Source organism: Butyrivibrio sp. MC2021 (assembly GCF_000621605.1).
Taxonomy (GTDB): domain Bacteria; phylum Bacillota; class Clostridia; order Lachnospirales; family Lachnospiraceae; genus Butyrivibrio.
On the sequence record NZ_JHXX01000021.1, the window covers coordinates 18,028 to 28,992 of the forward strand.

At 41.6% G+C, this 10,965-nt stretch carries 15 protein-coding genes; 13 read left to right on the forward strand and 2 right to left on the reverse strand.

The window, feature by feature from the left end:
• Positions 1-4: 4 nt before the first annotated feature.
• On the reverse strand, positions 5-2,080 hold the full coding sequence (locus tag T359_RS0116815) for a heavy metal translocating P-type ATPase (protein ID WP_022769887.1): 2,076 nt from the start codon (positions 2,078-2,080) through the stop codon (positions 5-7).
• Between the two features lie 31 nt (positions 2,081-2,111).
• The gene (locus T359_RS0116820) at positions 2,112-2,408 is read right to left on the reverse strand and encodes a DUF6110 family protein (protein ID WP_022769888.1); all 297 of its coding nucleotides are present in this window, start codon (positions 2,406-2,408) and stop codon (positions 2,112-2,114) included.
• Positions 2,409-2,653: 245 nt separating this feature from the next.
• Between T359_RS0116820 and T359_RS0116825 the strand changes: the two genes are divergently transcribed.
• The 13 genes from T359_RS0116825 to T359_RS0116890 all read left to right on the forward strand — a co-directional run.
• The gene (locus T359_RS0116825) at positions 2,654-3,442 is read left to right on the forward strand and encodes an alpha/beta fold hydrolase (RefSeq protein ID WP_022769890.1); all 789 of its coding nucleotides are present in this window, start codon (positions 2,654-2,656) and stop codon (positions 3,440-3,442) included.
• A gap of 36 nt (positions 3,443-3,478) precedes the next feature.
• A complete protein-coding gene (locus tag T359_RS0116830) occupies positions 3,479-3,958 on the forward strand; it encodes a hypothetical protein (RefSeq protein WP_022769891.1) in 480 nt (159 codons plus the stop codon).
• Positions 3,959-3,970: 12 nt separating this feature from the next.
• Entirely contained in the window at positions 3,971-4,471 is a 501-nt protein-coding gene (locus T359_RS0116835) for a hypothetical protein (RefSeq protein ID WP_022769892.1), read from the forward strand.
• A gap of 29 nt (positions 4,472-4,500) precedes the next feature.
• On the forward strand, positions 4,501-5,127 hold the full coding sequence (locus T359_RS0116840; protein WP_022769894.1) for an L-2-amino-thiazoline-4-carboxylic acid hydrolase: 627 nt from the start codon (positions 4,501-4,503) through the stop codon (positions 5,125-5,127).
• Between the two features lie 21 nt (positions 5,128-5,148).
• Positions 5,149-6,003 carry a class I SAM-dependent methyltransferase gene (locus T359_RS0116845; protein ID WP_022769895.1) on the forward strand — a complete coding sequence of 285 codons (855 nt, stop codon included), beginning with the start codon at positions 5,149-5,151 and terminating at the stop codon, positions 6,001-6,003.
• A 2-nt stretch (positions 6,004-6,005) separates the two neighbouring features.
• Positions 6,006-6,686: a DUF6796 family protein gene (locus tag T359_RS0116850; RefSeq protein WP_022769896.1), complete on the forward strand. Its 681-nt coding sequence runs from the start codon at positions 6,006-6,008 to the stop codon at positions 6,684-6,686.
• Positions 6,683-7,432, forward strand: coding sequence for an alpha/beta hydrolase (locus tag T359_RS0116855; RefSeq protein WP_022769898.1), 750 nt, complete (start codon positions 6,683-6,685; stop codon positions 7,430-7,432). The genes T359_RS0116850 and T359_RS0116855 overlap by 4 nt, the downstream gene beginning before the upstream one ends.
• Complete coding sequence (locus T359_RS0116860) at positions 7,429-8,061, forward strand: L-2-amino-thiazoline-4-carboxylic acid hydrolase (RefSeq protein WP_026518435.1); 633 nt, start codon at positions 7,429-7,431, stop codon at positions 8,059-8,061. Before T359_RS0116855 ends, T359_RS0116860 begins: the two co-directional genes overlap by 4 nt.
• 296 nt (positions 8,062-8,357) lie before the next feature.
• Positions 8,358-8,960, forward strand: a complete 603-nt coding sequence (locus T359_RS0116870) for a sister chromatid cohesion protein PDS5 (RefSeq protein ID WP_022769900.1) — start codon at positions 8,358-8,360, stop codon at positions 8,958-8,960.
• A 45-nt stretch (positions 8,961-9,005) separates the two neighbouring features.
• A complete protein-coding gene (locus tag T359_RS22885; RefSeq protein ID WP_197027116.1) occupies positions 9,006-9,155 on the forward strand; it encodes a hypothetical protein in 150 nt (49 codons plus the stop codon).
• Positions 9,156-9,321: 166 nt separating this feature from the next.
• Positions 9,322-9,723, forward strand: a complete 402-nt coding sequence (locus tag T359_RS0116880; RefSeq protein ID WP_026518436.1) for a hypothetical protein — start codon at positions 9,322-9,324, stop codon at positions 9,721-9,723.
• Positions 9,724-9,764: 41 nt separating this feature from the next.
• The gene (locus T359_RS0116885) at positions 9,765-10,511 is read left to right on the forward strand and encodes an alpha/beta fold hydrolase (protein WP_026518437.1); all 747 of its coding nucleotides are present in this window, start codon (positions 9,765-9,767) and stop codon (positions 10,509-10,511) included.
• Positions 10,512-10,557: 46 nt separating this feature from the next.
• On the forward strand, positions 10,558-10,965 hold a 408-nt coding region (locus tag T359_RS0116890), incomplete at its 3' end, for an MFS transporter (protein ID WP_026518438.1).

Below are 10,965 nucleotides of genomic sequence, written 5' to 3' on the forward strand. Positions count from 1 at the left end.
TGGGTCAATCATCCAATAGATTTGTCATGCTCTTCATGCTTAGAGCAATGGTAGATGCGTTGTGTAGGAATGCTGTAGTGGTTGGGGTGAAGATACCCAACATACCCATAATTATCAGGAAGGAGTTAAACCCGATAATGGAATTGTAGTTCAGGTTGATCCTTCGCATCAGCTCTGTACTGAGACTTCTAAGCGTTAAAAGAGCTCCAAGATCATCAGAGGAGATGGTTATATCTGCAATCTCTCTTGCAATGGAAGCTCCTGTGCTGACGGCGATTCCTGCATCTGCCTCTGAAAGAGCAGGTGAGTCATTGATACCGTCACCTATCATGATTACTTTTCTACCTGCTTCATGTTCTTTTCTTATGAATTCAGCCTTGTCTTCAGGAAGAACTTCAGAGAAGTATCTTGTCACACCGGTCTTTTCTGCAACCGACTTGGCTGTTCTGTCACTGTCTCCGGTCATCATAACTACATTTTCAAAACCAACCTCTTTCAATTTCCTTATTACCGAAGGAGCCTCATCTCTAAGTGGATCTTCGATAAGTATTACTGCAGCGAGTTCTTCACCGATAGCCATATACAGGTGCGAATACTCAGGTGGAAGAGAATCGAACCTGTCAGTGAATCCACTTGGAACAATACACTTTTCGTCCTCAAAGATGTAGTGATGGCTTCCTATACATACCTTTTTACCGTCAATCGTACTGGAAATGCCATGTGCAACGATATAGGCAGCTCTGGTGTGCTTTTCTTCATGAGTAAGTCCTTTGACTTCTGCAGCTTTTACCACTGCGTTGGCTATGGAGTGAGGGTAGTGTTCCTCAAGACACGCAGCAAGGCGAAGCATCTCATCTTCGTCATTCTCGCCAAAAGTAACAACCTTGGCAACTTTTGGTGTGGCATGAGTCAGAGTTCCGGTTTTGTCGAAGACTATTGTTTTTGCTTCAGCCACAGCCTCCATGAACTTGCCGCCTTTTACAGATATCTTGTGATCACCGGCTTCTCTCATTGCTGAGAGTACTGAAATAGGCATGGCGAGCTTTAATGCGCAGCAGAAGTCCACCATAAGGATTGATGTGGCCTTGGTGGCATTTCTGGTAAATAGCCAGGTGAGGAGTGTGGCACCAAAAGTATAGGGAACAAGTCTGTCGGCCAGGTGTGCAGCCTTTGCTTCTGACTCGGATTTGAGCTTCTCGGATTCCTCTATCATAGCTACAATCCTGTCGTATCGTCCCTGCCCCTGTGCCTTCTGTACGGTTATGACAAGCTCACCTTCGTCAATAACAGTACCGGCGTATACAAGAGAGCCTTCTGTTTTGTGGACAGGCTCGGATTCACCGGTCATGGCTGCCTGATTTACGGAAGCATCACCGCTTAGTACTACACCGTCAAGGGGGATCATGGTGCCGGTTCTGACAACTATCCTGTCATTCTCTTTTATGTCAGAGATATTTGAAAGGACCTCCTGGCCGTCAGAAGAAAGCATCCATACCTTGTCTACATTCAGGGACATGGCCCTTGCAAGGTCATCGACGGACTTTTTGTGAGTCCAGTCCTCCATCATCTCACCCATTTCAAGAAGGAACATTACATTGCTTGCTGTTGCATGATCGCCTCTGAGCAGTGATACCGCAATGCTGGTTGCATCAAGAACAGAAACCTCAAGCTTTCCGGAGAGCAGGCACTTGAGCCCCTTAATTATGTAAGGGATAGCCTTTAGATATATGATCACCCTTCTTATCTGCAATGGAATGATGAATCTGCGGACAAGCTTGCCTGCAATATGGAAGAACATTCTGTCTTCGTATTCGATACGGAGTTCCCTGCCTGTATGTTCGGGCACAGTAATCTCTGTTCTCTCACTATATTCAGAAAACGCCTGTATCAGATCATTCCTGCAGGAAGAGTCATAGAAAACTATGGCATTTGAAGTCCGTTCATTTACATCAGCTTTTTTTACAAAAGGAAGTGAGGAGAGATAATACTGGATCTTATCAGCTTCAAAAGAAGACATATGGCGTACAGCAATGTGTACACGCATACGTCCCCCATTTTCATGCAATATTTTACAATTCATAGTATGCCTTTCATCTAAGCTTACTTATGTCTTATGCATTAGCGGCTTCAGCTTCAGCGCTTGCCAGAACAGCCTTTGCATCCTCTATTTCTTTTGCTCTTTCATCAGCATAGCGTTTTTCATTGATTTCCTTTGCATCAGCACTGATATCCTGACAGTTCTCCTTGATGTTAGTGTAGGTCTCAAGGCATGTATCCTTGCATCTGTACGCCGCAGCAGTTATATGTGTGTAGCATTTCTTGGCATCCTTGCTGGAGAGGAGCTTAACTCCTGCTGTACCAAGCGCGAAACCGCATGCCACTTTTCCTATTGTGCTCCAATTAATCATAGATAGTCCTTTCTGTACCTGGAAATGTACGTTAATAGATTTGCTAATTAATTATAAAACAGCGAAGGGAGTGTAGAGGCAGCTAACGTGTGAGAATTTTTATCAACAAGGCAGTGGAATGGATGTGCATAAAAACTGCAATTATGTCTTTATTTTAGGGTTAGCAAGTGCTAACATATTGGTGTATAGCGAGTATTCGTCGTTGATTGGTGTTGATAAAATGTCTCAAAAATAAGGAATACTTTATGACCTACCATGAATTCGGAAAAGAAAATGGAAAAGTAATAGTGTTAATCCACCCTGCTGTGGTGATGTGGGATTATTTTGAATATGTGATTCCGCTATTGGAAAAAGACTATCATCTTATCATTCCGGCACTTCCGGGATACGATCCTGAAAACGCAAGTGATTTTACAAGTATTGAAGAGATAGCAGAGGAACTGGAGAGTTGGCTAGGTGCACAAGGAATATCCACAGTTGAGTGCATATATGGCTGTTCAATGGGAGGGGCTGTAGTTACAAAGCTTTTGGCGAACGGAAAGATTTATTTTAACCATGCTGTAATTGATGGTGGTATCACACCATACCAGATGCCTTGGCTAGTTACGAGAATTATTGCACTCAAGGATTTTGCAATGATCTCCATGGGTAAGATTGGTGGAATCAAATTGCTTGAAAAAGCATTCTCAACAGATGAGCTTTCAGAAGATGACATCAGATATGAGGCAAAAGTTCTTGAGATGATAAGCTATCAAACAATATGGCGAACCTTTGATTCGGCAAATAACTATTCTATGCCGGATCATGTGAAAACTAATTGCCCGTTCATTGAATACTGGTTCGCAGAAGCTGAAGAAAAGGCAAGAAAATGGGACATTGCATATATCAGAAAAGCATTTCCCGGATCTCGTTTTGTCAGATTTAAGGACTTAGGACACGGAGGACTTGCACCGTTTTATCCTGAAAAGCTTGCAAAAGGAATTAGAATGCTCTGTTTGGAATCGATTGAAGGAACAGATGCCGTCATGGGATGAACTGCACAGAATATATGGGAACTGAGGAATCGTTAGATGATAATACTTCAACTGGTCATATACTGCCTTATATTTACGTTGATGGTCAGGTTTTCTGTTCGCGGAGGCGCAATAGACGGGATGTATTTCTATCCCAAGGCGGTACAAGACAGGGCAATAGAGATTGGTCTTACTACACGGGAGACCATGAATAGAAAAAGAAAGATATTCATGACGGAATTCTATATCGTCATGCTGACAACCCTTGTGCTGATCATAGGATTATGGAATAACGTATCAGATTTCAAGGCAGCATATCTGCACGCCCTGTTGTTCCTTGAGGTGATGAACTGGTATGACGGGATCGTTATCGATGAGGTATGGGTTAGATACAGTAAATTTTGGGTGATTCCCGGATGCGAAGACATACCTTATGTTCAGACTATAAAGCAGATGCTGAAAAAGAGACTGTTTTTGACACTTGTATGGGTTATAGGAGCAGCAATAGTTGCAGGTATCGTGACTTTAGTCTTTTAGGAGGAGTAATAGATGATTCTTACTATTTTTCTGGCGTTAGTTTTTTGTGTGGCGATAACGCTGATGATGTTTTCTGCAGTAGCATTTATACAGGATAAGAAATTCTTTTCATCAGCACCGAAGGAAGCTCAGAACGTGATAATCCCTCGGGAGAAAGAACTGTTCTATGGTGCTCGGGCAATAGGCTGGACATTCATGGTGTTCAGTATTCTGCTGATACTCGGAGTTGGAGTGATCTCTATATGGGATGGTTTCAGAAGCGGTTTTTCTTTCTGGCAGTTCTTCTTTAGATTTGTGTCGATTTTTACTGTATATAAGGTGTACGACATGATATGTTTTGACTACTTTCTGCTCATGAAATTTAAGTTCTTCCAATATTATTTTCCTGAAGTGGATAGTGTTTATACTGGCAGAAAGTATGGATTTAACATAAAGAGTCAATTGTTAAAACTACTTGTTATATTCCCGGTTGCCTCGGCATTTGCAGCTTGGATATGTACGATCTTTCAATAGCATAGAGTAAAATGAGCGGGAGATAAGCAATGAATACAGAGAAAGAATTAAAGAAAAAGACTGTTAGGATAATGAAAAGCAAGAAGGCTTTCAAGGCTGAGATTGAAAAAAGATTTTCAGCATCTGAGAGTGAAAAGATATGGAAAAATGCTCATAGAAGATTATGCAAAATGTACTCTGAGCATGAGAGTCTTCCAAAGGGTATCAGTGCACACACAGATTCCTTTATCTTCCCTGCGGCGGCTATATATCTTTCTATGAAGGAGAAAAATCCTGACATTGCTTATGATGTGATGAAGCAGGTTATGGCTATCAGATCAGAAAAGATGGGGCAATCATTAGCAAGGTGCTGCAAGATCCCAGGGTTCAGGAGATTTTTCTTAAGTATGTGGGATACACTGAGCCATAAAATGTTTGGAGAAGCATCTGGTTTTAAAAATGTGTTCTATCCAAAGGAAAAGGATTGCTTCCGTATGGATATCACTCAGTGCCCGTATCATAAGTATCTTACGGAACTGGGATGTCCGGAAATAAATGTTCTGTTTTGCGAGAATGATGTTCATATGTATGGAAAGCTGCCGGGGATGAGGTTTACCAGGACAATGACTATAGGTTCCGGCGGTGAATTGTGTGATTTTAAGATGGAAATAGTTTGATCTCTGGAGGAGTATTCCGTGATGGAAGTCGTATCAAAAAAATACCACATTGAGAAAAATACAGTTCAGGAGACACTGATTATTCCGCTTTATGGAAGAAAGGTTTGTTCAGAGCATTTTCCAGAGCTTTTCAAGGACGAGGAAGCTGAGCGAATATGCAACATGTTGGATTACGATTTCGCTGTAAAGGGCAAAAGAATGGAGAGCGGTGTCGGGCTTTTTGGCGCATTGGAAGTAGCTCAAAGACAATATGATCTTGCTTGGGAAGTGAGAGATTATTTAAAGAATCACCCTGATGCAAGTGTTGTGAATTTGGGATGCGGTTTGGATGATACGTTTCATAAGTGTGATAACGGTTCATGTATAGGGTACAATATCGATATGCCAGATGTGATTGCGGTAAGAAATGAGCTGTTACCAGCAGCTGCACGAGAAAGCAATATTGGATATGATTTAAATGACTATTCATGGATGGACATGATTGATGCTTCAAAAGGAACTGTTTTCTTCGCATCGGGTGTGTTTTATTATTTCAGAAAAGAAGATGTAAGAAAACTATTAGGCAAGTTGGCGAAGAGATTCCCAGGGGGCGTAATTGTATTTGATTCCTGTAATAGTCGCGGGGCAAAGATGATGACGAAGACATGGCTTAAAGAAGCTGGAATATCTGATGTCAGCGCATTCTTTTCATTAGAGGATAAATCTGAAATTGAAAGCTGGTGCACGGATTTTGAGGCGGTTACGGCTCGAAGCTACATGCGTGGATATAGGGATATTTATAAGGATGTAGGTCTTTTACATAAGATGATGATCAGTTTCTGCGACAGATATGTGAACATGCAGATCATAAGGGTAGCCTTTAAGGAGGAATCTTAAAAATGAACTCAAAGCAAAGAATTATGTTTGGATGTTATGCCATGGTATTAGCCATAGTTGGTGACTATTTGCTTGGTTTTGGAACAATAGGTACGAGTTCGGATCCTGATGCATATTTGGGAATAGATTGGAATGTTGCTCCGGATTGGAGGTATGCTGTTTCATCCATTCTTGGTTTTTTGTGTGCAGCCATGTTTGCTTATGCTGCCACAGAACTTCTAAGAGTTATGGAAGAAAACTATAAGCTGGAATCATACAAGCTGTATAAGATCTTTAAGGTGGCAAATTGGAGCGGGATTTTGTATTTTGCTTTTATTCATATAGGAATCTGCATGCTTCCGGTAGTCTTTAACGCTGGCATGGAGGCGACGGGAGATATTCCTACAGCTGCAACAATGACAGTAAGGGTGCTAAAGAGCATAGCTGTTCCAATGGTAGCTGGATTTATCACCTGCGATCTCCTAGTAACAATCGGATGGATTGGTATGGTTATGAAAGGACTTATTCCGGTTAAGAAAGTATTCATAATCTGTTGCCCGATATTCGGTGTTTTATTTGGCCAGCTTTTGAATCTTATCGCAGAAGGCTTGGACTCGGGGACAGAATCCTTCGGATGGCTTGTTATGTATCTGGTCTGTGCGATATGCCTAACAAAAGATAAGGAGAAAAGTGTCCGATTATGAGATTTCTGACACATGGGGATAAGGAAAAACGATCGCTTATGCTGATCCATGGTATGGCAAATACATCGGATCTTTTTGATCCGTTACTTCCGTACCTGAAAGATTATTATGTGGTTGTTTGCGAATTGGATGGTCACTCAAGAAGTGAAGCGGGAAACTTTGTTTCGGTAAGCGATGCAGCTCAGAAAATCGAAAAATATGTTAAGGAAACTCTCAGTGGAAGACTCTACGGCCTTCTGGGATTTTCTCTTGGAGGAACCATCGCAACGGAACTAATCAGCAGAGGGAATATAGAAGTAGACAGAACTGTTTTGGATGCGGCATTTGTAATAAAGATGGGCATAATGACATATCCATTCAAATGGCTGTTTCAGGGCTCTATATGGAGCATCAAAAAGAATATCCATGTTCCAAAGCCACTTGTGGAAAGCATCATGGGAAAAGGAAACAGTGGAATAGTAGATACGCTTTATAAGGGAGTATCTCTTAAATCTGTTGGTAATGCAGCCTTGTCCTGCTACACATATACGATAAAGGATGGAATAAAGGATTATCATAATCCAGTCGTGTTCTGGCACGGAGAAAATGAACCATACCCAGTAAAGAGTGCGAAGCTTTTGAAGAGATATCTCCCCCAGATAAAAAAGCGGGTATTTAAAGGAATGGGCCATGGCCAGATGCTTCATGAACATACGAAGGTCTACGCCCAAAGATTGGTAGAGTTTTTGGAGGATTCAGAGAAATGAAGTATAGTGGAATGCCGGCGGCTATGTGGCTCTTATACAAAAAATCTTTTCAAAAGGCACTTGTAAATGACCTTAAGAAAAGCCCCGAAGAGGCAAAGCGGATTATGGCAAAGGCAAAGCCAAAATACAAAGAGATCATTAGCAAGCTCCCTGAATTTGAAAAAGGCGACAGGTTCAAGGCGAATATTGTAAATTGCGCCATTCTGACATCTGTATTTCTTAGTATGGACAGAAAACCAACGGCTGCCGAGGCAACCACATACTATGAGCACGCCATGACAAACTTTGCGACCAAAGCATTCTGCAAATTGGGAGGGAAGCAGAAGTTCACAGATAAAGATATTGAGGGAATGAAGAAGACGGCGGCGCTAAATGCAGCTGACAGAAATCCTTATTCCTGGAATATGGAGTACCTGCCCTATGAGGATGGAAGCGGATATGAGGCGAGGTTCACAAAGTGTGGTATCTGTACCCTCATGAAAGAATACGGATTATTTGAGCTGGTTCCTGCTATGTGCCATCTTGACTACACTATGAGCGAATTTGGAGGCGCCTCAACTTTTGCTAGAGAATATACTCTCGCATCCGGCGGACCATATTGCGATTGTGGATATAAAAAGAAAAAATAGCAACTTGGAGTAGTTTGAAATGATAAAAACAATTGTCGTTGCGTTAGTATTACGTTTTCTTCCGGAGGATGTAAGACTTGCTGCTAAGGAACTTATGGTTTCCGGAAGCTTACTATTCGATTTGTAATACTGCTATATATCATGAAGGCATTTGATATAATTGTTCAGGATCAATGGCTTGTGATGACAGTGGGGTATTTTAAAAAGATTTTTCCTGTAAATTGCGGTATTGCTTTTTTTATTTAGGCTGAAACTGGCGTTATATCGAATGAAGATTGATATAGGGAGAAGATGGGGTGAACGAATCAGCGCTGTATAAGGAACTTGGAGTTTTAACAAAGGATAAGAGCAGGTGGGAAGAAAACATTCCGTATGTGTCATCGCTTCTTGCTCACGAATCTGAAAAAATTAAAGCAAAGGCCCTATGGCTGCTTGGTGAGATGGGGCTTGAACATCCAAAGAAAGTAAAAGATTATGTTAAAGAGATAGTTTCTTTTTGCGATAGCCAGGTGCCGCTTTTAAGAGAAAGAGCGGTTAATGCGCTAGGAAGGATAGGTAGAGCCGACTATTATTTGATTCAGGAATACTGGGAGGACTTGTTCAAATTCGCTTCTGATGAGGATCCAAAGGTCAGGCTGAGCTTCATCTGGGCGTCTGAAAACATTGCTACAAATACACCGGATATTTATGAAGGATATATGTCTGTGTTTGAAAGTCTTCTACACGATACGGACGATAAGGTAAGAATGGAAGCACCTGAGATATTCCGGGTCCTTGGTAAACGCAGACCGGAGTTTGTCAGGCCATACATTACGCAGTTACAGAAAATGTCAGAGACAGATAGTAACCGCGTAGTAAGGATACATTGCTTAGGCGCGATTAAAGCAACAAATAGGTGATTTGAAAGCAAATGAAGGAAGAATATCCCGGGAACAGAGGAGCTCATGCCTTATATTCACGGGAAAACACTGGCGGTTAAATGGATTGGGCCTTTGATCGGATTTCCAATACTTGCGGCAATCCTGGCATACATCTCCGGAAAGTTGGATGAATATGCAGCAGAAACTAACACTATGGACAGCACAGCAAAATGAACCATCAAATGTAATACCTTTTCCTCTGGATACAGTAAAAGATGGATGATTGCAATAGCTCTGGGATCAAGATTTGATTAGTTGATGTCCAGAGCTATTTTATTTTTGTCTGAAAAAAGGTATGATAATCCATAAGTTGTCGGAAAAGATGATAGGTGAGTGGAGAATGAAAAGGTTAATAAGCAAGATTCTTGCTGGAATAGGAATTACGATAGTGGCGATTCCGGTACTTCTTATAGCGCTATTTGTAGTGATAGAGGTAGTGGGATATGTGGCTAATCATGCAGCAACTGATAAGCAGACAAAAGAGCTGACGGCATATATAGAGAAGTTTATAGAAGATGCAACTATTGTTGACTCACATTCTTTTACCGGAAACACTTCTGGAACAGGTAACCATGTTGAGTGTGAGTCCATGGTCACATTCAATTCAGACATGGCTGAAGATGAAGTGGACCGCATATTTGATGCAAAATACGAGTATCGTGAGCTGGAAAAGACAGATGGGAGCTATATCATTACAGTATATGGTGATGCGCCTTTTCCAGACAACTTAGAAGGGCATTAAAAAAATAACTTCCAGTAAAACTTTCCATGGAGAGAAAAAGAATGAAGTTTCATTCATATGGAGATAAAAAGAATAAGACGATACTGGCATTGCACGGAATGCTTTGCGACTGGCAGAAATTCCGGGAATTGCTTAAACCGTTGGAAGAAACATATTATGTCATATATCCCGCAATGACCGGATGCTATGACGGTTCAGAGAATTTTGTTTCTTTTGCAAAAGAAAGTGAGCAGATTGAGGCCTATGTTACGGAGAATCTTGGCGGCGAACTCTATGCCGTTTGGGGCGCTTCTCAGGGTGCAACCGTACTGACAGAGCTTCTTGCAAGAAACAGGATTAGTATAGAAAAAGCAATCCTCGACGGAGTATATCTGGCGCATCAGGGGATAATATGTGCCAAGCTGGGGCTGAAGGCATTTCTGAAGATGCAGAAAAACGGCGGACAGATTTCAAAACGAATGCAGGTCGTGAGTAAACTTATGGGACTTGGCAAAGAAGATCTCGCTGAGTTTTCGTTACTGTACTGGGGAAGTAGCAAAGAGTGTATGCAGGCTAATCTTATCGAGAATTATACGTATCGCGTGAATGAAGATATCAGCAAGACCGAAACAAAAGTATATCTCTGGTGTGGCAGCAAGGAACCTTATGCCATAAAATCCCATGAGATTTTGAAAAAGTACTTAAAGAACTATGAAGAACATATTTGGCCGAATGTCGGTCATGGAGTCATGCTGTATTTTCATACGGATGAGTATGTTGATGCAGTAAGAGAAAAATTGAAGGAATAACTTACAGGATAATGAAATAAGCAAATCGGGATTAGTGGAGTAGAACATGGATAAAAAAAAGGCTTTGTCTGGCGCCATAACATTTATAACCCTGATGGGAATCGTAAGTCTGTTTTCGGACATGACTCATGAAGGCGCAAGAAGCATATTGGGCGAATATCTGAACCTCGCAGGGGCATCCGCTGCAACCATCGGATTTGTGTCCGGTATAGGAGAATTGTGCGGGTATTCACTAAGGCTCATATCCGGATTTATAGCAGATAAAACGAAGAAATACTGGACATTTGTTATCACAGGCTATGTAATACAGGCTCTGGCGATTCCTGCACTGGCACTCGTACCTGAACATGGCTGGATTTGGGCCTGCGGTCTTGTGATCCTGGAACGTATCGGAAAAGCGATAAAAAAGCCTGCCAAAAACACATTGGTAAGCTTTGCGGCAAGCGAGATCGGA

What these genes read in the sequence shown, in the direction of transcription:
- T359_RS0116835 (WP_022769892.1), top strand. Translation starts at nt 3,971, where the DNA reads ATGATTCTTACTATTTTTCTGGCGTTAGTTTTTTGTGTGGCGATAACG.
- T359_RS0116830 (WP_022769891.1), top strand. Translation starts at nt 3,479, where the DNA reads ATGATAATACTTCAACTGGTCATATACTGCCTTATATTTACGTTGATG.
- T359_RS0116850 (WP_022769896.1), top strand. Translation starts at nt 6,006, where the DNA reads ATGAACTCAAAGCAAAGAATTATGTTTGGATGTTATGCCATGGTATTA.
- T359_RS0116820 (WP_022769888.1), bottom strand. Translation starts at nt 2,408, where the DNA reads ATGATTAATTGGAGCACAATAGGAAAAGTGGCATGCGGTTTCGCGCTT.
- T359_RS0116840 (WP_022769894.1), top strand. Translation starts at nt 4,501, where the DNA reads ATGAATACAGAGAAAGAATTAAAGAAAAAGACTGTTAGGATAATGAAA.
- T359_RS0116845 (WP_022769895.1), top strand. Translation starts at nt 5,149, where the DNA reads ATGGAAGTCGTATCAAAAAAATACCACATTGAGAAAAATACAGTTCAG.
- T359_RS0116825 (WP_022769890.1), top strand. Translation starts at nt 2,654, where the DNA reads ATGACCTACCATGAATTCGGAAAAGAAAATGGAAAAGTAATAGTGTTA.
- T359_RS0116880 (WP_026518436.1), top strand. Translation starts at nt 9,322, where the DNA reads ATGAAAAGGTTAATAAGCAAGATTCTTGCTGGAATAGGAATTACGATA.
- T359_RS0116815 (WP_022769887.1), bottom strand. Translation starts at nt 2,080, where the DNA reads ATGAATTGTAAAATATTGCATGAAAATGGGGGACGTATGCGTGTACAC.
- T359_RS0116855 (WP_022769898.1), top strand. Translation starts at nt 6,683, where the DNA reads ATGAGATTTCTGACACATGGGGATAAGGAAAAACGATCGCTTATGCTG.
- T359_RS22885 (WP_197027116.1), top strand. Translation starts at nt 9,006, where the DNA reads ATGCCTTATATTCACGGGAAAACACTGGCGGTTAAATGGATTGGGCCT.
- T359_RS0116885 (WP_026518437.1), top strand. Translation starts at nt 9,765, where the DNA reads ATGAAGTTTCATTCATATGGAGATAAAAAGAATAAGACGATACTGGCA.
- T359_RS0116860 (WP_026518435.1), top strand. Translation starts at nt 7,429, where the DNA reads ATGAAGTATAGTGGAATGCCGGCGGCTATGTGGCTCTTATACAAAAAA.